This window comes from Pseudoalteromonas sp. L1 (assembly GCF_021728095.1).
GTDB lineage: Bacteria > Pseudomonadota > Gammaproteobacteria > Enterobacterales > Alteromonadaceae > Pseudoalteromonas.
Window position 1 is genome coordinate 757,725 of sequence record NZ_JAKKCT010000002.1, and the last position, 20,885, is coordinate 778,609.

Annotated in this window: 19 protein-coding genes; 11 read left to right on the forward strand and 8 right to left on the reverse strand. The window is 41.7% G+C overall.

Annotated elements, in window-relative coordinates; translation table 11 throughout:
• Positions 1-120: 120 nt before the first annotated feature.
• Both L3V38_RS09525 and L3V38_RS09530 read left to right on the forward strand, forming a co-directional pair.
• Entirely contained in the window at positions 121-1,116 is a 996-nt protein-coding gene (locus L3V38_RS09525; RefSeq protein ID WP_237119243.1) for a hypothetical protein, read from the forward strand.
• A complete protein-coding gene (locus L3V38_RS09530; protein ID WP_130151911.1) occupies positions 1,106-1,339 on the forward strand; it encodes a helix-hairpin-helix domain-containing protein in 234 nt (77 codons plus the stop codon). Before L3V38_RS09525 ends, L3V38_RS09530 begins: the two co-directional genes overlap by 11 nt.
• Here L3V38_RS09530 and L3V38_RS09535 read toward each other — a convergent pair.
• A complete protein-coding gene (locus tag L3V38_RS09535; protein ID WP_157066161.1) occupies positions 1,336-2,178 on the reverse strand; it encodes an SMP-30/gluconolactonase/LRE family protein in 843 nt (280 codons plus the stop codon). The two genes, L3V38_RS09530 and L3V38_RS09535, sit on opposite strands and share 4 nt — an antisense overlap.
• Positions 2,179-2,188: 10 nt before the next feature.
• Positions 2,189-2,608: a hypothetical protein gene (locus L3V38_RS09540; protein ID WP_237119244.1), complete on the reverse strand. Its 420-nt coding sequence runs from the start codon at positions 2,606-2,608 to the stop codon at positions 2,189-2,191.
• Positions 2,609-2,794: 186 nt separating this feature from the next.
• On the opposite strand from L3V38_RS09540, the gene L3V38_RS09545 reads away from it, so the two are divergent.
• The 4 genes from L3V38_RS09545 (at position 2,795) to L3V38_RS09560 (ending at position 5,566) form a co-directional block, all read left to right on the forward strand.
• Complete coding sequence (locus L3V38_RS09545) at positions 2,795-3,826, forward strand: NADP-dependent oxidoreductase (RefSeq protein WP_237119245.1); 1,032 nt, start codon at positions 2,795-2,797, stop codon at positions 3,824-3,826.
• Between the two features lie 58 nt (positions 3,827-3,884).
• On the forward strand, positions 3,885-4,502 hold the full coding sequence (locus L3V38_RS09550; RefSeq protein WP_237119246.1) for a glutathione S-transferase: 618 nt from the start codon (positions 3,885-3,887) through the stop codon (positions 4,500-4,502).
• Between the two features lie 63 nt (positions 4,503-4,565).
• Entirely contained in the window at positions 4,566-5,060 is a 495-nt protein-coding gene (locus L3V38_RS09555) for a GNAT family protein (RefSeq protein ID WP_237119247.1), read from the forward strand.
• An 86-nt stretch (positions 5,061-5,146) separates the two neighbouring features.
• A complete protein-coding gene (locus tag L3V38_RS09560) occupies positions 5,147-5,566 on the forward strand; it encodes a hypothetical protein (protein WP_237119248.1) in 420 nt (139 codons plus the stop codon).
• 3 nt (positions 5,567-5,569) lie between these two features.
• Here the strand turns inward: L3V38_RS09560 and L3V38_RS09565 are convergent, their stop codons facing one another.
• Together L3V38_RS09565 and L3V38_RS09570 are read right to left on the reverse strand one after the other, a co-directional pair.
• Complete coding sequence (locus tag L3V38_RS09565) at positions 5,570-6,238, reverse strand: response regulator transcription factor (protein ID WP_135926753.1); 669 nt, start codon at positions 6,236-6,238, stop codon at positions 5,570-5,572.
• Entirely contained in the window at positions 6,231-7,535 is a 1,305-nt protein-coding gene (locus tag L3V38_RS09570; RefSeq protein WP_237119249.1) for a DUF4118 domain-containing protein, read from the reverse strand. The genes L3V38_RS09565 and L3V38_RS09570 overlap by 8 nt, the downstream gene beginning before the upstream one ends.
• A 177-nt stretch (positions 7,536-7,712) precedes the next feature.
• Here L3V38_RS09570 and L3V38_RS09575 point away from each other — a divergent pair, with 177 nt between their 5' ends.
• Together L3V38_RS09575 and L3V38_RS09580 are read left to right on the forward strand one after the other, a co-directional pair.
• A complete protein-coding gene (locus L3V38_RS09575; RefSeq protein ID WP_130151919.1) occupies positions 7,713-8,372 on the forward strand; it encodes a TrkA family potassium uptake protein in 660 nt (219 codons plus the stop codon).
• Positions 8,369-9,736: a TrkH family potassium uptake protein gene (locus tag L3V38_RS09580; RefSeq protein ID WP_237119250.1), complete on the forward strand. Its 1,368-nt coding sequence runs from the start codon at positions 8,369-8,371 to the stop codon at positions 9,734-9,736. The genes L3V38_RS09575 and L3V38_RS09580 overlap by 4 nt, the downstream gene beginning before the upstream one ends.
• A 51-nt stretch (positions 9,737-9,787) precedes the next feature.
• Here L3V38_RS09580 and L3V38_RS09585 read toward each other — a convergent pair whose 3' ends face one another.
• Positions 9,788-11,722 carry a RecQ family ATP-dependent DNA helicase gene (locus L3V38_RS09585; RefSeq protein ID WP_237119251.1) on the reverse strand — a complete coding sequence of 645 codons (1,935 nt, stop codon included), beginning with the start codon at positions 11,720-11,722 and terminating at the stop codon, positions 9,788-9,790.
• A 259-nt stretch (positions 11,723-11,981) separates the two neighbouring features.
• Between L3V38_RS09585 and L3V38_RS09590 the strand changes: the two genes are divergently transcribed.
• The 3 genes from L3V38_RS09590 to L3V38_RS09600 all read left to right on the forward strand — a co-directional run bounded on the left by L3V38_RS09590 (position 11,982) and on the right by L3V38_RS09600 (position 15,625).
• Positions 11,982-13,286, forward strand: coding sequence for an NAD(P)/FAD-dependent oxidoreductase (locus L3V38_RS09590; RefSeq protein ID WP_237119252.1), 1,305 nt, complete (start codon positions 11,982-11,984; stop codon positions 13,284-13,286).
• An 88-nt stretch (positions 13,287-13,374) separates the two neighbouring features.
• Positions 13,375-13,947, forward strand: coding sequence for a manganese efflux pump MntP family protein (locus L3V38_RS09595; RefSeq protein ID WP_237119253.1), 573 nt, complete (start codon positions 13,375-13,377; stop codon positions 13,945-13,947).
• A 172-nt stretch (positions 13,948-14,119) separates the two neighbouring features.
• On the forward strand, positions 14,120-15,625 hold the full coding sequence (locus L3V38_RS09600; RefSeq protein WP_237119254.1) for a DUF2235 domain-containing protein: 1,506 nt from the start codon (positions 14,120-14,122) through the stop codon (positions 15,623-15,625).
• On the opposite strand, the gene L3V38_RS09605 is transcribed toward L3V38_RS09600, so the two are convergent.
• From L3V38_RS09605 to L3V38_RS09615, 3 genes are all read right to left on the reverse strand, one after another.
• The gene (locus L3V38_RS09605) at positions 15,609-16,376 is read right to left on the reverse strand and encodes a transporter substrate-binding domain-containing protein (protein WP_237119255.1); all 768 of its coding nucleotides are present in this window, start codon (positions 16,374-16,376) and stop codon (positions 15,609-15,611) included. The two genes, L3V38_RS09600 and L3V38_RS09605, sit on opposite strands and share 17 nt — an antisense overlap.
• Before the next feature lie 161 nt (positions 16,377-16,537).
• Entirely contained in the window at positions 16,538-19,168 is a 2,631-nt protein-coding gene (locus L3V38_RS09610) for a glycosyl hydrolase family 18 protein (RefSeq protein ID WP_237119256.1), read from the reverse strand.
• A gap of 64 nt (positions 19,169-19,232) precedes the next feature.
• Positions 19,233-20,831 (reverse strand): lytic polysaccharide monooxygenase, encoded by a 1,599-nt coding sequence (locus L3V38_RS09615; protein ID WP_237119257.1) that lies wholly within the window; start codon positions 20,829-20,831, stop codon positions 19,233-19,235.
• Positions 20,832-20,885 lie beyond the last annotated feature (54 nt).

Sequence of the window (20,885 nt, forward strand, 5' to 3'; positions counted from 1 at the left end):
GCACCCTGCCCGGTGCGCTTTTTTATTTCAAACGAATAGTAACTATATCAACTATAAAAAAGGGACAGTGCTTTAATTGTTAGTTATGATATAAGCAATAAAAGCAACAGGGAAGATGTTATGCTCAAGTCAATAAAGTCAAAAATTCCATTTATTTTCCTAATTACTATTAGTCTTTTTTGGGCTATGTATTACCAAGGAAGTCACCCTCTGAATGACTTTGGAAATGCAAACTTTGAATGGTTATACCTACTTGATGCACTAATAGTATTACCAGTACTTTGCTTAATATTAATTAAAAATAAGAAAGAAGCGGCTTTAAAGGCATTGATGTTGTGCTCACTCGCTATTTTAGTGGGGAGTTACATCATTCCAGAGCAAAACAAGTTTTTAATGAATTACTTAGAGCAAGGTCGTTACGGGCTTTTAGCTTTGATTGTAATTTTAGAACTAAGCGCTCTCATTACCGTCTATCTGGCAATAAAATCTGCTTTAAGCCAGCAGACCGATCCAGATATAGCTATTGAACGGCCAATTAACAAGCTTTTCAAACAAAACGCAATTGCAAACTTTTTATGTTTCGAAACACGGATGTGGGCTTTCTTATTTTACGCTAAACACATTAAACCAAGCTATTTCACTGGTGAACTACATTTTAGTTATCATAACAAAGACGGCGCACAAGCTAACTTACTTGGCTTTATTTTTATTATCTTATTAGAGTTGCCCATGATGCATCTCTTTATACATTTTGTATGGTCATCATCAGCAGCAAACATTATCACTGGTTTAACTATATTTAGCCTTTTCTTCTTCATTGCAGAGTACCAAGCGGTTGCGAAGCGTCCAGTGTCTATTAGTAAATCGCAACTCATTATTCGCTATGGGCTATATCCTGCTTACAATATTGCTTTAGCAAATATCAAAACCGTTGATTTAAATACCGATTTCATTTCACGCGCTGGCACAATCAAACGTTATAACTACTCTGGCAACCCGAATATTAAAATTAACCTTATTGAACCTATAGGTGATATCGACACTGTTTTTCTAGGACTAGATGCCCCTCATCATTTTATAGACTCAATAAACAAGGAACGAAAAAATGCCATTTAACGATAAAGAACGAGATGCTTTATTAGCACTCAAAGGTGTTGGGCCAACGGTTGTAACACGGTTTGAAGAAATTGGTATTGAATCGTTTGAGGAGTTAGCAGGGTTTGATGCAAACACAATCGCGGAGCGAGTTGCATCGATGCTGCATTCAAGTTGCTGGAAGAATAGCCCGCAAGCGAAAGCGGCAATAACAGCCGCTATTACGCGAGCAAAGCAAGGCTAAAGTTCTATCACTTCGATAGCGCCACGTTTTTGCATAGTCACATACATTTTAGTTTGTGACTCATTAAATGTTAGATTAGTTGGGTGTTGACCTTTTAGTTTATAAGTTTTTAACACCTTGCCTTTAGGTGATACTTTAAGCACTTTGCCAGCGCCATAACGAGTAATGAAAATTTGACCTTCACTGTTTACTCGCATGCCATCAAGGCCATGGTCGTCAAAGCGTATCAGCTCTTGTTTGTTACTGATGTTTAGCTCATCGTCAAGATCATATTGCCAAACCACACGCTGCACACTTTCATTTACGTAAAGTTTAGTATTGTCACCGTTCACAGCCACGCCATTGGTTGTGCCCATATTTTTTTCAAGAAGTTCAGTGCTGCCATCAGTATTAATACGCCACAACTGGCCTGTACTTTTTGACCAGTTCGGATCACTCGCAAACAGTGCCCCACTTTTAGTGATACTAATATCATTTGGCTGATTCATTTTAGCGTTATGTGCAAACACTTCGACTTGATGAGTATTAGCAGGTACTTTTAAAATATTATGATTTACATAATCAGCAATATAGAGGTTACCTTGTTCATCAAATTGCAAGCCATTACCAACGCTGTCATTTGGTAAACGCACAAATAATGATGACTTACCCATGTTATCAACACGTCCAATAGTCCCCTGCTCAGCATAATTAACTGCATATAAGGTATCGTTGTACATGGTTGGCCCTTCAACACCTTGAGTGAACACGTTATCTTTCACAAAGTCTTGGCTATCAATTGCCAATGCAAGCGGCGTACATAAAAAGCTAGTCACAGCAATAAGTGTGTGAAGTCTCATAATCGTCCTTTTAATTATCTAAACTGGTGTATACAGCTAAAATTGGATATTCATTTTCACCAAAAGACAGCGTTAACGAACGTTTTTCTCCGTTATCAAGTTTAACACCGCCACTAAAAGAGGATGGGTTTATTCTTGAGCCATCAGCAAACAAAGCCATAATATGATCAGCTTGTAAAATACGCGAGCCTGACGCTTTATTCTCAACGGTGACAACCGCTAAACGCCTGCCACTTTCACTGCTCATCAACACGCTATGAACAATGCTGAATTCACTTTCTTTTGGGTATCGCCTTGCATCATTTTCAAACGCAAATGCACTTCCTGCTGGCGGGGTAGGATCAACCGACAAAGTCCCTGAATTCGCTTGTGCATTAGTTGCAGTAAGCCCCATAACAAGCGCCATTATTATTAAAGAAATACCTTTCATATCAATCCTTTTTGATCAGCTGAATATTTTTTCAGCATACACCGTAATAATACGTGGTGCAAAATGGATTGTTGCTTAACTGCAATTAACATTCCCTACTTGGTAACAATTTAATCATTGATTTCTATTGGCGTGCCCGCACCTCTTTATTACACAGAATTAAAAGCTAAGTCATAGGAGCTAAGCATGTCTGATCTTCAAAACCGTCAATATATTCTCGAGTCACGCCCAAATGGCCCTGCAACGAAAAGTAACGTTGCGTTAAAGACAAACTCAGTATCATCACCTAAACAGGGTGAACTATTGTTAAGAACGATTTATTTATCTCTTGACCCTTATATGCGAGGCCGCATGAGCGATGCGGAGTCTTATGCAGATCCTGTTGAAATTGGCGATGTAATGGTTGGTGCAACCATCTGTCAGGTTGAGCAATCAGCGCATCCCGATTATAAAGTCGGTGAATGGGTATTGGCTTACACAGGCTGGCAAGAATATGCGATTAGTAATACTGAAGGGCTAATGAAACTAGGTGAAAACCCAGACAACCCTTCTTACGCGCTCGGAATTTTAGGCATGCCAGGGTTTACCGCCTATATGGGATTACTGGATATTGGTGAACCAAAAGCGGGGGAAACTGTTGTTGTGGCAGCAGCAACGGGGCCAGTTGGTGCAACTGTAGGTCAAATCGCAAAAATTAAAGGCTGTAAGGTTGTCGGTGTAGCAGGCGGTAAGGAAAAATGCCAACACGCTGTAGAACACTTAGGCTTTGACGCATGTATTGATCATAAAGCTGACGACTTCGATGAGCAACTAAAAGTCGCTTGTGACCAAGGCATTGATGTTTATTATGAAAATGTCGGTGGTCATGTTCTTGATGCAGTGCTGCCTTTACTCAATACAAAAGCGCGTGTGCCCTTGTGTGGTTTAGTATCACAGTACAATGCAACTGAATTACCACCTGGGCCTGATCGTTTATCGATGCTGATGGGCTTGATTTTAAGAAAACGTATCAAGGTACAAGGCTTTATTATTTTTGATGATTACGGGGATCGCTATGACGAGTTTGCAAAAGACATGCAGCAATGGCTAAAAGAAGGGAAAGTTAAATACAAAGAACACCTAGAAGCTGATTTTGAAAATACACTTGATGCCTTTAACGCTATGTTAAACGGTGAAAACTTCGGTAAAACGGTTGTTCAAGTACAAAAGCCACTGTAATACTGATCCATTCAAATTATGTGGGCGTAGTAAAACCACGCCCACAAAAGGATAACTTATGATTAAACTTCATCATTTAAATAAATCACGTTCAAAGCGCATTATTTGGCTTTTAGAAGAGCTAGGCATTGACTACGACCTTGTAGCTTATCAGCGCAACCCCGAAACGTTTTTAGCTCCTGATGACCTAAAAGAAATTCACCCACTAGGTAAGGCTCCCGTAATTGAAGATAATGGCAAAATTATTACCGAATCAGGTGCCATTACCGATTATTTAATAACAACATATGGTAAAGGCAAATACATGCCAGAACCACAATCTGATAGCTATGTTAGTTACCAGCAATGGCTTCACTTTGCCGAAAGCTCTGCAATGGTGCCTTTTTTATTAAAGCTCTTTATTACAAAAGATGGTTGTAAAACTAACTTTATAGGTGACTATGCTGATAATGAAATTGGTAAAATACTAAGTTATGTGAATCAACAACTAAAAGGTAAACAGTATTTAGTTGATGATACACTGACTGGGGCTGACTTTATGATGTCGTTTGTTATTGAAAAGGTCGCTGAAGCTGGCATGTTGTCACACTTTACTGAAATAGAGCGCTATTTTGAGCAACTTAAAACGCATGAAAGCTACCATACTGCTAATGAGTTGGAAGAAAAGTACGGATAAAATAGGTAAAGGCACGTTATAGTGCCTTTATAACCTTATAGTAACAACATAATAGGGACAATTTTGGTTACACTGCGTGATTTCATAGAGTCGGATGCCGAACAACTCGTCGCTATACTTAACGATTGCGACGTTACACAATACCTCTCAACTAAAATACCTTCCCCTTATAGCAATGCGGATGCACTGTGGTGGATAAACGAAGGCAGTCGAGGTAGCCTCATAAAAGCAATTGTATTCAATAACAAGCTAATTGGCTGTATTGGAGTAAATCGTGGGGAGTTTGAATATAACCGTTCTGGTGAAATTGGCTATTGGCTTGCAAAAGATTACTGGCGACAAGGCATAACCTCATCGGCAATAAAGCAAATAATCGATATGACCTTCACTCAAACTGATATTATACGAGTGTTCGCCAGCGTATTTTCTAATAATATAGCGTCGATGCAGTTACTTCTTAAGTCAGGTTTCAAACAAGAGGCCATTTTACGAAACGCAATTTTCAAAAATAAGCAATTTTACGATAACCACATTTTCGTTATATTTAAGCAAAGTTAATTAGAAAACATGATATTTCAGGTCAATATTCAAATCTAATTCAGTATAATTGACTAATTAAGCGGATGATTTTATAAAGGATTATAATGGGCGCAGTATTAAAAATATTATGGCATGGCGGAGCCGCCTTTTTTTGGGGATGTAGTACAGTTGCGCTACTTATTTGGGGTATTTCATCTATTACCCCTGATTGGTGTGGCACAGAGCAATATGAAGTATTTTTATCTCCTAACAAAGATAAACAAGCGGTTGTTTCTATAATAAATTGTGGCGCTACAACAAACTTTGAAACACAAATTTCAGTCACAAAAGTAAACGAGCCAAGCGAGAAAACGACCTTTCTAGTACTCGATGGTCACCCAAATCATCTCGAATACAAGGTGACTTGGCTATCTAATGATGAAATTGAACTTACCGACTTCAACTTCAAGGACTTACTAAAGTTTCGCAGTAGAAATACAGCAGGTGATATCGCTATGTCACGGATTGAACCCAAAAAGACTTAAGCCTTAATCAACCAACCGATAACCCACTGCAGGCTCAGTTAAGATATGCTTTGGGCTCGCTGCATTTTGCTCGAGCTTTTGCCGTAACTGACCAATGTGTACACGTACATATTCAGGGCGATTAATATACTGCTCACCCCACACCTCAGATAAAATAGCGTTATGCGTTAGCACCTTGTCTTTTTGCTGAAATAACAACAGCAATATAGCGTACTCTTTTTTAGTTAGTTTAACTTCTTCAGCGCCTTTACGGACCACGTGCTTATGTGGGTCTATGTGAATATCGCCACATTGCAAAGTTAGACTTGGTGTTGTTTGAGTGCGCAGAAGTACCCGAATACGTGCTAATAATTCGTTTGCGCTGAATGGTTTAGTTAGGTAATCGTTAGCGCCATTATCAAGCGCGGTGACTTTTTCTGTTTCGCCATCCCGTGCAGAAAGTACTAATACAGGGAGCAGACTCCACTGCCTAAACTCCACCAGCCAATCTTGCCCATCCATATCGAGTAAGCCTAAATCAAGTAGCACTAAATCAAACTGCTGCTGGCTTAAAAGTGCAAACGCATCAAGCCCTTTGGCGCACACACTAACTTCATGATTGCTGGCTTTTAGCAGTGTTTTTAAAAAACTTTGCAGAGGCGGTGAGTCCTCTAAAACCAAAATATTAGCCACGGCTGTTACTCCAAATTAATTTAGCTGTTGCCTGCTTTGTCTGCTCATTGAGGGTTAATTCAAAGCGCCCTTGATGACATTTAGCAACTACATCGCAGATCACACTCCCTAAGCCAACTCCTTCATCTTGACTCGTCTCATGCTTACTAGCAAAAGGGTTGATTAACACTATTTGGTATTCATTGTGTGTTTCAATAAATTGCATACTTGCTGTGCCATCACCATAGCGCGCTGCGTTCTCGAGCATATTGGCAAAGGCAATTTCAAGTAAGGTTTCATCACCAAAGCAGAGACTGTTTGGCTGAGCCTCAATGCTCAATTTAAAGCATTGTAATTGCTGCTGGCGACGTGATTTTGCTTCGCTAACAAGAGTCGAAATAGGCAGTTTTTGCCAGTTAATATTCTCAGCTAACTTATTAACTTTACTGAGCTCCATGACTTTATCAAAGTGCTGATTAAGAATTTTACTTTGCTCATAAATATTAGCTGCTTGCTCTTTGATAACCTCAGAGCTTAATTGAATATCATCATCAGCCAACATGCTTGATGCACCCATAATGGTTGCTAATGGCGTACGTAAGTCATGGGATAAACTGCGCAATAAAGTGTTTTTTGACCTTTCTAGCTCAGCCTGTACTTTTATCGCCGCGGATTGCTCACGCAGTAAGGTTTTTTCTTGAACCTGATACAGTAAAGAACATGCTGTATTCGCCAAAGCAAGTTGCTCAGCATTAAGTGCTTTAGCAAATGCAATACCGCCAAATTCAGCTTGTTGTTCGTTTAAATAAATAAACTGCCCAGAGCCTGTTAGCTGCCAGTTACACGCAACCTTTAAATGCGCAGCCATAGTTTTTAAAAACAGCCGCTTTTGTTCCTCAAGGCTATCGAGATCATTGAGCTTTTTAGCTAACTCATACAATAAGCGACTATTACTTGCATGAGCTTGCACATCGCGAACCTTGGTATTGAGCTCCCCAGCGAGGTGGCTTATCACTAAACCCACAATCAGCATCACCAAAAAGGTAACCACATATTCAATATTTTCGATATGAAAAGTAAAATACGGCACCACATAAAACCAGTCAGTGCAGGCAACACTCACTAAGGTGGTAAGCGCGGCCACACGACGATTACTTCGCACCGCAACCCAGGTCACCCACAGCAGCTGTAACATCACAATATCAGTGGTTGTAAACAGTTCTCGAAACGGAAAAATCGCGAGCACCACTACAAGTGGCATCAACACACTTAAAAATGCGGCTTTTAAATACTGTATTTTTAATACTGACTGCATCATCTTTTCACTTATTTTTTGTTCCTATTAGATTAAAGGGTTTTCAATTTTGTCACTATAAAGTTTTTATAAAGTTTTTTTCACTCAGCATAAAATCTTTATAAAGCTTCTGCCATATCTAAAGACTTCTGTTTTTTTGCCATTAACATTTAGCGCGAACCCACAATAGCGAGAAAAACAATGGCTCAGTTTGCAGTAATCGGATTAGGACGTTTTGGCGTAACCGCCTGTTTAGAACTTTCAAAACAAGGGCACACGGTATGTGCCGCAGATATTAGCGAAAGCACCGTTAATCACTATGCCGACCAGCTCAGTTTTACGGTGGTAGTCGACGCCAGTGATGAAACACAATTAGCGCGGCTCGATTTACCCAGTTGCCAAGCCGTATTGGTGGCCATAGGCGAAAATATTGAAGCCAGTATTTTATGTGTATTGCACTTAAAAAACTTAGGTGTAAAGCAAATTTGGGTAAAGGCCTGTACCAAAAGCCATCATCAAATCCTAAGTAAACTGGGTGTTGAACGTATCATTCACCCTGAAGAGGAAATGGGCGTGAGAGTTGCACAAGCACTTAACTACCCTATGGTTAATCAATATTTCCCGCTTAACCAGTCCACGTTTATTGTTGAACTGGGCATAGATCTACAGCTTTCAGGTCGCAAAATTGGCTGGCTGCTAAAAGAGCGCAATAGCGATATTAAACCACTCACACTACGCCGTGATGATTATTTCAATACTGAGCTGACTAATGACACCGAACTGCGCCACGGCGATAGTCTGGTGCTACTTGGCTCTAAAACTTATTTAACTAAACTCGCAAAACGGTTTCGTGCATTATGATTAACTGGCAAGCCAACGTTTATCCCAAACAATTTAGCGGTGTGAAGTGTCGCAAGCGGCAAAAAATTAACCCGCCATTAGTGCTCACTATCGGCTTTATTGTACTAATCATGTTGGGTACGAGTTTACTTATGCTCCCTGTAGCCAGCACCCAACCGATTAGCTGGCTCGAAGCACTATTTACAGCAACCTCTGCGGTTACAGTAACAGGGCTAGTAGTGATAGATACAGGTACTGCACTGACAGTATTTGGTCAAAGCGTGGTGATGCTACTGATTCAAATTGGTGGCATTGGCTTTATGACAGTGGCTGTGATTTCAATATTAAGTTTAGGAAAAACCCTCGGTTTACAACAGCGCTTACTTGCCAGTCGCGCTTTTGACACCAACGATTTAACTTCAGTGATCAAGGTCGCTAAATACGTTTTAGTCTATTCATTAATTATTGAATCCGTAGCGTTTTCCTTATTATTTATCAGTTGGTTTGATGATTATGGTTTAGTAAAAAGTGCTTACCACAGTTTGTTTTATACGATTTCTGCATTTAATAATGCTGGCTTTGCCTTAAGTGGCGATAGCTTATCTGCGTTCAAAGGGGATGTGACCGTAAACTTAGTGATCACTGGCTTATTCATTATCGGTGGTTTAGGGTTTACGGTACTAATTGATATTTACAAACAAAAACGTTGGTCATCACTATCAACCAATACACGCCTAGTATTAATTGCGACTTTAGTGATCAATAGCACCGCATTTTTGCTTATCTTTTTATTTGAACACGCAAACCCTGCTACATTGGCACCACTTACAACGTCAGAGCAAATACTGACCGCATGGTTTCAAGCAGTAACACCTCGTACCGCAGGATTTAATACTTTACCGATCGATGCCTTAAGCCAAGATTCTACGCTACTAACTATGCTGCTTATGGTGATTGGTGGTGGCTCAGTCAGTACGGCGAGCGGCATAAAACTAGGCACCTTTGTGATCTTAATTTTAGCGATGCGCAGTTATTTAAAACAGCAAACAACAGTCACTGTTTTTAACCGCCAGTTGAGCGACAAGCTCGTGATCAAGGCATTAAGCGTCATGATACTGTACTTATTTATCGCCTTTATTAGCATTATGGTTATTGCCAAGCTTGAACAAGGCTCGTTACTGGATATCACCTTTGAGGCGATTTCAGCACTCAGTACTGTTGGCCTTTCGCGGGGGATTACGGGTGATTTAAGCGCACCTAGTCAGCTCATTATCATACTGCTGATGTTAATAGGTCGAGTTGGCCCACTCACGTTTGCATATTGTTTTGCTCGCCAGCACAGCCAACCTTTGACCTACCCTACTACCAGTATTCAAATTGGCTAAGTGTACAGTTATGATACTTTTTAGCGTTAAAACTGTACACCTAAAGCCCTGCTACAACTGCTGTAGCAAGGCTTTAATGTCACTGTATCGTTGCTGCTCACAAAGGCCAAAACCTGATAGCTGCCTGACTTTATTACGGGTAAATAAAGGCACGCTCATGCCCGCTAAAAAACGGCACTGGGTGTCGATGCTGACATCACTAAACCCTTTATTTGCTAGGTGCTGTTTAAGCTCTGTAACTTTACTGGCAATCACATTTTGCTCAGGCATTTGATGCACTAATGAATAGCTAAGTTTTACCTGCTGGCCTCTACACACTGAACAATGGCCACATTGCTGGGGTGCATTTTGGTCATCAAAATAGCGGGCTAAGTTGTAACTTAAGCAGCTATCTAACTCAAAAAAGCGTACTAAAGTGGCAATACGCTTAATTTCGGCCTGTTCTTTTTCGATAAAGTAGTGGTGGAGTTGCTGTGCTAAATTAGCGTGGCTTATTACTGTGTTATTCACCTCATACACTTGCGTAATACGTTTAGTTTCAAGAGCGATATGACCCTTTTCGGCCAAATAATCGAGCGCAGCAACCACGCGTTTTCTGTCAACTTGAGTAGCACGGGTTAACGCATCAAAATTAAGTGTGCCCCAAATTTTCTTAAACTCAGTGTATTTGAATACCTGTTGTAAAAATGCTTGTCGGTCAGCATCAAACTGGCTAAGCAGCTCGTTTTGATCCGTTAAAAACTTATATTTAAAATCGGCGTAATAGGCATATAAAGGCGTAATAGCCCCTTGCATTTCTAACTGCACCAGTAAGGTTTTTAACGCTAAAGCACGAATATTACTGTCGCTCGATAAGCTGTACTCTTGCATTTCCCACTGGTTGTTCGTTTGCTCGTTACGAATGTTATTAATGACATACTCAATCCCACTTTGCTCTGGCGTGTCGGCATAAACGAAGTTTTCAACGGTATTTAAGCCATCTAAGTTTGCCAGAGTAAAGCAGTTTGATGGCGCACCATCTCGCCCTGCGCGGCCAATCTCTTGGCTATAATTTTCAATCGATTTTGGCAAATCATAGTGGATCACAAAACGAATATCAGACTTATCAACCCCCATCCCAAAAGCAATGGTTGCCACCACGATATTGATTTTACCCGCCATAAAATCATCTTGAATTTGCCAGCGTTTATCATCGTCAAGGCCAGCATGATAGGCCACCGCATTAATGCCTGCTCCCCTCAAGCCTTCGGCTACTTGCTCGGCGGTATGTTGTAAGGTGACATAGACAATCCCAGCACCTTGTTGGCTGGCTAAAATACTTGCTAACTGCTGAGGTTTTTCTTGGCTTGCAACACTGAGCACTGATAAATCGAGGTTGCTTCGGTAAAAGCCAGTTTGCACTACACATTCTGGGGCAATGGCAAAGCGCTCGCACATATCGCGCTTTACTTTTTTGGTAGCGGTAGCGGTGAGTAGCAATACCAGCGGAATATTAAGCTCTTCACGATAGCGCGGCAGTTTTAAATAGTCAGGCCTAAAGTTGTGACCCCATTCAGATATACAGTGTGCTTCATCAACCACCAGCATTGAAATAGGCACTTGTTTAATGAATTCACGAAAGCGCTCATTCTTAAAGCGCTCCACTGAGACCATTAAAATTTTCACCTTCCCCGCACGCACGTCGCTCATTACCGTATGGCTTTGCTCACTGGTTTGGCTTGAATCTAGGCTTGCCGCATAGATGCCTTTACTGTTTAAAAAACTAATTTGATCTTTCATCAGCGCCAATAATGGCGACACCACTAAGGTCAAATTAGGTAAATGCATAGCTGTTAATTGATAACACAACGACTTTCCCGAGCCAGTTGGGAAAATAGCCAACGACGATTGCTGATTTAATAACTGCTCAATGGTTTGTTGCTGCCCTTGGCGAAATTCATCAAAGCCAAAGTACTGATTTAGCGATGCATGTAGTGACGTAGTCATCCTGATCCCTTCGTTCATTTCCTTTATTCTGAAATGATAGGTGTTTAAAAAACTGATATACCATACTAACGCGTTTCCTGTTTTCGCCCAAGCATGTAAATAGGATAAAAAGCGCCACATTGTTCTTAACTTTTGCTGACAAAACAAGCAAAAAGGCGCACAATAGAGCCGTTGCCATGGGGTATTGATGGATGGATTTGCAATACCTAAGCGCTTTTTCTCAAGAGTGTTTAGGTATTATACTTTTGAGGGCAACGCAATGATTAACCAACCTCCTAAAATCGTGATAATCGGTGGTGGCGCTGGTGGCTTAGAACTAGCAACACAATTAGGACACAAACTCGGGAAAAAACGCCAAGCAGAGATACTTTTAATCGATAAAAACCGCAGCCATATTTGGAAGCCGTTACTTCATGAAGTAGCGACGGGGTCGATTGATGCCGATTTAGACGGCGTTGTATACTCAGCTCATGCAGCAAAACATCATTATAATTTTCAACTCGGCAGCTTTTGCCACTTAGATCAAACCAACAAAACCATTACTTTAAGCGAGTTAAAAGACGAACTTGGCCACCGAATTTTACCCGAGCGCCAAGTCAGCTATGACTACCTCGTACTTGCCATAGGCAGTGTGAGTAACGACTTTAATACCCCAGGGGTCAACAAGCACTGTTTTTACCTTGACTCAAACCAACAAGCTGAACGCTTTCAGCATGCTTTACTCGATAACTTCACCCGTTTACATCAAGATGACGACCCACAACATTCTTTAACTATTGCCATAGTGGGTGGTGGTGCAACGGGGGTTGAACTGTCGGCAGAGCTTTATCATGTGTCAGACATGCTAAAAATGTATGGCCTAAATAAAATGACCGCCAAACGCTTACACATTGATTTAATTGAAGCGGGGCCGCGAATTTTGCCCGCTTTACCCGAGCGCATTGCAAACTCAGCTAAACGCGAGCTAGTTAAGTTAGGAGTAACAGTACGCGAAGGCACCCAAGTAAAAGAAGCCACAGAAAACAGCTTTATCACCAAAAACGATGACCATATCAACGCCGATATTATGGTTTGGGCTGCGGGTGTAAAAGCCCCTGATTTCATTAAAGACATTGGTATCTTTGAGCTTACCCGCAATAACCAAATTAAGGTGAACCAATACCTGCAAAGTAGTATTAACGACGACATTTTTGTGATTGGTGATTGCTGTGCATTTACCCAAGAAGATGGCTCACAAGTGCCACCAAGAGCGCAATCGGCTCATCAAATGGCGCAATGTGTTGAAAAGAACCTCATTGCCACGCTAAAAGATCAGCCTTTGAGTACGTTTACCTACAGTGACCATGGTTCTTTAGTCAACTTATCACGCTACAGCACAGTCGGCAGTTTAATGGGTAACCTAACCAGCAATAGCTTTTTTATTGAGGGGAAAATAGCGCGCTTTATGTATATTTCGCTCTATCGTATGCATCAACGTGCAATCCATGGCAGCGCTAAAACCTTTGCACTGTGGATCAGTGAAAAAGTTCTGCGGGTTGTAAGGCCGAAGATGAAGCTTCACTAAACCAAATAGGCACTATTGAGCTGTAAAATTAACCTATCAGTTTACGGCTCATAAGCGTATAATGCGCTCTTTTTGTGGGGCGCAAAAATTGAATATTATTACTCTGAGCGTTTTATCGCTTGCAATGTCGACTGATGCTTTTGCAGCTTCAATCACTAAAGGCAGTACACTTAAAAACCCGCGTATTCTCAGTGCAATTAAACTTGGGTTACTGTTTGGCTGTATTGAAGCTATCGCACCGATTGTTGGCTGGCTAATTGGCAGTGCCGGTGCTCACTACGTGGAAGCGTTTGATCACTGGATTGCATTTGTACTACTCGTTGGTCTTGGCGTTCACATGTTGCTTGAAAGCCGTAAAGAGGATGGCGATGACGAAGAGGAATTTGCACCCAATACCAAGCGCTCTTTTATTGCAACATTACTAACAGCTGTTGGCACCAGCATAGACGCTATGACAGTCGGCATTAGCCTTGCCTTCATGAAAGTAAACATTTACTTAGCAGCGGCCATGATAGGCCTAGCAACCACAATTATGGTTACCATCGGCGCACTACTTGGTAACGTAATGAGTGGCTGGGTTGGCAAAAAAGCCGAAGCCATTGGCGGTATAGCACTTATCTTGATTGGTTGTGGCATCCTTTATAGTCATACTTATGCTTAATTAAGTCACTCTTCAAAATCAGCCTTGGGCATAGATTCTAAACCTTCTTGCCCAAGCTCTTTACATCACACCAAAAACTAAAACCAATAAAAAATAACCATCGTGCATAATTTGTCTTCAAATTTTAACAAATGCCTTGTATGTTATGACAAACCACTAAAGGAATGACGCTATGACCCCTAAAACGCTGATTTTCAACTTTGATGGCACTGGCAGCGAACCCCGTGATGCAGAGCAATTTAGCGCAGCACATTTCAAAGAAGATGCCAGTATCTCTAACATACTTAAACTTCACTTATTATTTGGCGGCGCACTAAATAGTGAGCCAGAAACACCATTTCCTAATCAAATTAGTTTTTATTATCAAGGTATAGGCACACAAGGCAGTCGTTTTAAACGCCTTTTCAATCAAGCTTTAGCACCTAAAGGGGATGATGTTGCCAGTATCTTAAATCGCGCCATTAATGACTTTAAAAGCTATTACACTGTTGGCGATAAAGTACTGCTCACGGGGTTTAGTCGTGGCGCAGCGTTAGCACGGCGTTTTGCTAAATGCCTTGAACCACTTATTAGTGATGATGTTTACTTATGTGTATTTGATACTGTTGCATCAATAGGGTTTTCTAAAGTTACAAAAGCAACCCGTGGCGCTGAGCATGTGATTTTTGAAAACTATACATTAGCGACAAACATTAAAGCCGCCCTTCATTGTGTTGCACTTGATGAAAAACGCAGAGCTTTTGAACCAACGCTTATTAATAAAGCGCCCCATGTTGAAGAAATTTGGTTTGCTGGTGCCCATTCCGATGTAGGTGGTGGTTACTATCGTGACGGTTTAGCCGACATTTGCCTACGATATGCGATTGAGTGGTTAATTGAACAAACAGTTGCACTAAACCTTTTAACCAGCGCAGAAATCAACTACAACACGTTACTCCCACAAGAGCATCGAAACTTAATTGCACAAGACGATGTCACCGTTACGCCCGACCCACTAGCACTCAGTCATCAACAAAACTATTTTTGGTTCAATCCGTTATTCAAACTCGTTGATCGTGAATGTTGTGTACTTATTGAAAACGAACAAAGCGACCACCCGCCAACTATTCACCATACTGTCGCACATAGAATCAACCGTTTAACAAGCTATCGTCCTGAGTCACTTAAAAGCCTAACCTATAACGTACTTTATAACGATGGCAACCTGTTAAAATTTAAGGGGTTATGCCAACATATTGCGCTTGATAAGCAAAATATGACTGTGCTTAGTATTGGCCAAAGCAAGGATGTTTTAGTGTATGGTTCTGAAAAATACAATCACACAGGTGTTATGTTAGAGCAAGGTGGCACGTACCGATTTACGCCTTACCCTGATCAAATTTGGTATGACGACGGTATTAGTTGCGGCCCAGGCGGCTGGCATCGCGATAATATACAACTGGGCGTGAAAGAAATTCCAATGGCATTACTCGAGCCATTTCGACGTTTAGCGCACGCACAATGGTTTGCACTCATTGGCGCAATTGATAACAACGATGAACACCTTTTCGAAATCGCAGAAGGTGCCGATATCCGTATAGCAAAATCAGGTGAGTTTTGCCCATTTGCAAACGATCTTAACCGCTTTTATGGGGCAAATGCTGGGCGTATAAAGCTGCGTGTTACTCGTCTTGGCTAAAGCTTTTAATATGCTCAGCTATCAAGCCTGTAATGGTTTGTTGGTGTGCAATGATGGTGTTGTTTATTCTAGTACGCTCAGACGCTGTTAAGGTTGTTTTGCTGAGCATAAACGACACCCAATTATCGTTAATAATATAATCATGAAGCTCAATTCCCTTTAAGTTAAGGGACCCTATAAGGTAAAGACCTGCAAGCTCGTCATCTATAAAAAAGTCGACTCTTTTTGCTAATAACATACCTAAACGTTGTTGCAATTTAGGTACCGCCATAATTTGATTTTTAAACATTTTGATTCGGCTAAGCGTTGTAAACTCTTCACCGTAGTAGCTACCACTATTAATTAAAATAACCTGACCTTTGAGTAATAATCCTTTTAGACTAAGTGCCGCATACTCTTTTTTTGGATACCAAAATAACCGCATCACCTCTTTTCTATAAGGCTCTGAAAAGTAGCTAAATTGAGCACGTTCCTCACTAAAACTTGCAGCGGGAAGTAAGTCGACTTTACCTGAACGCAGCTCAGCAAAGCCACGCTTTGAAGACGGGAGTAAAACAAATTGTGTGCAAAACCCAGATTTACTTAATACAAACTCAGAGATCTGAATATCAATACCAGAAAACGTTTTATCACGAATAAGCACATAAGGTGCCCATTGCTGAGATATTCCAACCTTTAAAGTGCGTTCACAACCAAGCGCTTTTGTAAAAAGCAAAATCGAACAAAGCAGAAGACACACTTTTAACTTCATCAATATACTTATCAGCGGCTATGGTTAATCATTATCAAAGTATGGTTGATAGTAAGTAAAAGACCAAAATAAACGTCCAAGTATGAAAAAAGCAGCCTTACGGCTGCTTTAGAGGGAAATCACATTATCATGAAACGCATTCAAATGTGGCTAAAAAACACTTAAAGTGCTTTCCATACATCAGCGCTGCCTGGCTCGTCTCCTTGAGTCCACCACTTCGCTTCGTATTGAGTACCTTGGTGAGTCACTTGGTCGCCGCTGTTATAAGTGCCTGCTGCTTGCCAAATTACACCACCATTTGCATCTGTAGGCTGTGAACTTGCTTCCCATACGCCACCTAGATCTGGACGATCACCTTGTGTCCACCATTTAGCAGTATATAAAACACCGTTATACATCACAGTATCACCACCCACATAAATGGCAGTTTCATCCCATGTTGTATTACCAGGAGGATTAGTCGTACCTGAGTCTGTCACTGTCACGTTGAAGCTGACTGATGTAGCTGCTTGACCATCGCTTACCTCAACCGATACAGGGTAAGTTGTATCCGCAGTAACACTAGCCGCCTGCAAACTCACATTTGCACCAGAACCCACTAACGTCAGGCCTGCAGGTACAGTCCAATTATAAGTAAGGGCATCGTTATCTGCATCTGTTGCAGAAACTGAGACGGCTACGCTTGCCTCTTCTGCAACGGTTTTGTCAGTAATAGCTGAAACAACAGGCGCTGAGTTTCCACCAGTACCGGGCGCAACGACATTGACTGTCACGTTACGGCTTACACTTGCTTTGCCATCAGATACTGTCACTGTTGCAATGTATCGCGTATCAACAGTGACCGATGGTGCTGTAATAGCAAGCGTATTTGAGTTTGCTCCCGATACAGTGAGTGCATTATCAGCAGTCCAGCTAAAGCTTAGAGGGTCGTTATCAGCATCTGTTGCTGATGCACTGACTGAGACAGTTTCACCCGCATTCACTGTCACTGAACCTGACACAGAGACAACAGGTGCATTGTTAGTCGGCTCAGTCACGGTACCACCTAAACCTTCATGCATTGCATTAAGAATATCACCGTTATCCGCATCAATTTCCCATGCAAATAAACCACCTAGGTTATGTTGGTTAACATAGTTACCTTTTGCGATAACTGACGCAGGGCTATCATATGTGATGAGTTTACCGGTAGAACGATTCCAAACATACGCGCCTTTTGCTTGTTCATCATAACCAACTTCAAAGCCGTTTATACCCGTACCCGATGCACCAATCATGTGTGCTTTAATGCCTTTATAATCGATGACACCATCTTCCCACACACCTTGTGCGTTACTGCCTTTTAATGGACCCGATCCTGTTGCTGTCATTGGATTACCATCAATGGTTGTGCCCGCAGGGTAAACACCTTCCCAACCACGGCCATACATTGCTGTACCAACAACAATTTTCTTCGATGGAACATTTTGCGCAAGCAGTAATTGAATTGCGTTATCGGTTGTGTAAGCAGGGCCTTTATAAGGAACACCACCAGCATCTACACCCGTACCATCACATTGGCCTGGGCGGAAATGCGTACCACAATAAAGTGCTGTTTGGTGACCTGTTACACCGCTCCACGCGCCATAGAAGTCATACGTCATGGCAAAGATATAATCCATGTACTGGCTCGCGGCTTGATAATCAACATCTTCAATTTTATCGTAGCCTGCACCAATTGCAGAAGTGAGCTCATATTGACGGCCAGTTTCAGCTTCTAGCTCATCAAGCATGATGCGAAGCTCTTGCATCAATGCAACATATGCAGGACCATCAGCGACAGGATCACCTAAATTAGGGTTTGCGCCGTCACCACCTGGGAATTCCCAGTCAATATCAACACCATCGTAGAATTTCCACGTTTTTAAGAACTCTTTCATCGAGGCGACGAAGGTGTCACGATTTGCCTTGTTAGTGAAATACGCGAATGGGTCTGATAACGTCCAACCACCCACTGATGGTAGGATTTTTAAATCAGGATAACGCTGTTTTAGTGCCATTAACTGTGAATATGTACCACGGATTGGATCATTAGCATCAACACCCGGAAGTGCTTTTTGAACAGCTGCCCATGGATCATGAATAACCACTTCAAAGTCCTGCGAACCAGCACAAGCGGTATTTAACGCATTTTTAGGTCCACCGGTCAGTGAGTCATTCGGACCACAAATTGGAATAAAGCCATATAAAATGTGCGTTAAGTTTTGAGCAGGAATATTCGTTACATCGAAATCACGACCGTAAATGCCCCACTCAACAAAGTAAGCACCAGTGACTAACCCTTGCTTTGTACCAATATTTTTATTGTTTGGATCATAATCCATAGGCAATGGAGCTAAATGTGCGCCGTCGGTATCAGCAATAACAATTGGTTTGCCTTCACTGCGCGCACAAGTCGTGCCGCCTTCACAAAGCTCAACATACATAGTATGACGACCGGCTTTATTATAAGGGAAACTAATTACACCACTTTTAGTACCCGCTGCAAGCGTGCCTTCGTTTACAAGCATATTGTCAAAATACACTTTATAGCTGTCGCCGCCATCACCACTCCATGCATTCCACTGTACATTAATGGTCACTTGTTCAACACGATTCACAAGGCTTTTATATGATCCAGTCCCTTCTAAATTCACCTCAACAAATGAGTATTCTTGTGGTTCCCAATTAAGAACAGGGGTTGAAGGAGCAGCACTTGCTGCACTTGCGAATAATGCAACACCAATGGCTGCGCTTAGTTGTTTTATATTCATGATTCTCTCTTTCTCTATTTTTATTAAGCTTTACGCTGTATTGAAAAGTTTGAACTACAAAACTTTAGATTTCTGTCCATACTTGGCTTTCACTCGGTACATCACCTTGAGTCCACCATTGTGCGCGATAGCGCTTTCCTTGATAGGTTACTTCGGCACTGCCCTGATAGGCTTTGCCACTCGTCCATTGTTCAGATGCTGTACCCGCTTCAAGCTGCCATGCATCACTGCTGTCAGGCTGTGCACCTTGGTTCCACCACTTGGCACTGTAAATTCCACCGCCAAAACTGACTTGATCGCCCGTGTTATATTGGCGCGTGCTATCCCACGCAGGTACGCTTGGTTCGGTAGGTATTGTGTTGGTGTCTAGCACATTCACAACAAAACGTGTTTGAGTGGTTAATTCACCGTCTGATACCGACGCTGTCACTGTGTAGCTAGTATCGCTATTAACCTCTGGCGCGACGATGGTGATATCAGCTCCAGTGCCTGTAAAACTCAGTGGTGCAGGTATATTCCAGCTATAAGTTAATGCGCTTTGTTGATCGTCAAAGGCATGCAAATGCACTTTCGTACTGCTATTTTCATTAACTTGTAAATCATCGGGTTGATGAACAATGGGGGCTGTGTTTTCAGGTGCAGCTTGTACACTTAATGCAAAGCTGTAGTTTGCATTGGTTGCAAACACTTGATTTGTTAGTACATCGTTGGCATTAAAGGCAATACTGCCATCACTACCTTGAACACCAACTTGCAATAGGTGACTGTAATTAAGATTGAGTAACTCAGCAAAGGCTTGCTGCCAATTCGCTTGATTTTCGCTGGTTATTTGCATTTGTTGAGTCACTAACTCTTGCCCTGCTTCGTCAAACAAACGTGCAGAAACATTGCCACCTACAACAGCATCTTGCCCTTGACGAACAAAGTAACTGAGTGCAGACCAGTTTGTTGAATCTGTTGGTCCAGCGTCGGTTACAATAGTAATATCGCTACAGTTATAAAAACCTTCACCACCGGCATCCTCACGCTGCCAACGCGTATACAAGATTGCATCACCGCTGCGACCAGCAGGAATTGAGACACTCATTTCGTAATAACGATCATTGTTTGCATCAATAACAAAATCGAGGTTGCCGTATTCAGCAACTAACTCTAAGTCATTCCAAGTTAAAACTTGCGTTGCCCCATCGAAGCCTGGCTTTGTTAGGTAAAATTCCCAGAAGCTAGGGTTATGTGGCGTGCTTGCTAAAAAGCGGACTAAAATATCGCCATTCGCATTCGGAATAACATCACTGCGTTGCCAATGCGGCGAAGGCAAATCCATACCTCGTTTTGCACTATCTCCTGCGGCACATAATGCCCCATCGGGTACACTTTGTTTTACCGCGGCAATGTTGGTGTAATCGGCGGTATTCGCCGAAAACTCAATATCTTGTACAAACTGTACATGCCCTGATTCAACAAATGCTGCTCGACAAGCTAGATTTGGAATACCACTGCCATCATCAGGCCACCAATAACCACCATCAGCATTACAAATCGCCTGACGTGCTTTAGGACTTTCTAAAAATCCGTGGGCATTAACATGGCTTGATGCAAAGCCAAGCAGCATGGTGCTTGCCACTGCCGATAAAGACAATGCCTTCGATTTAATAATTTTCATTGTTGTGTTCTCGCTGTAGAAACGCGGAGCAATCTCCTTGCTCCGCTTTATTGA

Coding starts and splice junctions, on each gene's coding strand:
- L3V38_RS09525 (WP_237119243.1), top strand. CDS start 121: ATGCTCAAGTCAATAAAGTCAAAAATTCCATTTATTTTCCTAATTACT.
- L3V38_RS09530 (WP_130151911.1), top strand. CDS start 1,106: ATGCCATTTAACGATAAAGAACGAGATGCTTTATTAGCACTCAAAGGT.
- L3V38_RS09535 (WP_157066161.1), bottom strand. CDS start 2,178: ATGAGACTTCACACACTTATTGCTGTGACTAGCTTTTTATGTACGCCG.
- L3V38_RS09540 (WP_237119244.1), bottom strand. CDS start 2,608: ATGAAAGGTATTTCTTTAATAATAATGGCGCTTGTTATGGGGCTTACT.
- L3V38_RS09545 (WP_237119245.1), top strand. CDS start 2,795: ATGTCTGATCTTCAAAACCGTCAATATATTCTCGAGTCACGCCCAAAT.
- L3V38_RS09550 (WP_237119246.1), top strand. CDS start 3,885: ATGATTAAACTTCATCATTTAAATAAATCACGTTCAAAGCGCATTATT.
- L3V38_RS09560 (WP_237119248.1), top strand. CDS start 5,147: ATGGGCGCAGTATTAAAAATATTATGGCATGGCGGAGCCGCCTTTTTT.
- L3V38_RS09570 (WP_237119249.1), bottom strand. CDS start 7,535: ATGATGCAGTCAGTATTAAAAATACAGTATTTAAAAGCCGCATTTTTA.
- L3V38_RS09575 (WP_130151919.1), top strand. CDS start 7,713: ATGGCTCAGTTTGCAGTAATCGGATTAGGACGTTTTGGCGTAACCGCC.
- L3V38_RS09580 (WP_237119250.1), top strand. CDS start 8,369: ATGATTAACTGGCAAGCCAACGTTTATCCCAAACAATTTAGCGGTGTG.
- L3V38_RS09585 (WP_237119251.1), bottom strand. CDS start 11,722: ATGACTACGTCACTACATGCATCGCTAAATCAGTACTTTGGCTTTGAT.
- L3V38_RS09590 (WP_237119252.1), top strand. CDS start 11,982: ATGATTAACCAACCTCCTAAAATCGTGATAATCGGTGGTGGCGCTGGT.
- L3V38_RS09600 (WP_237119254.1), top strand. CDS start 14,120: ATGACCCCTAAAACGCTGATTTTCAACTTTGATGGCACTGGCAGCGAA.
- L3V38_RS09605 (WP_237119255.1), bottom strand. CDS start 16,376: ATGAAGTTAAAAGTGTGTCTTCTGCTTTGTTCGATTTTGCTTTTTACA.
- L3V38_RS09610 (WP_237119256.1), bottom strand. CDS start 19,168: ATGAATATAAAACAACTAAGCGCAGCCATTGGTGTTGCATTATTCGCA.
- L3V38_RS09615 (WP_237119257.1), bottom strand. CDS start 20,831: ATGAAAATTATTAAATCGAAGGCATTGTCTTTATCGGCAGTGGCAAGC.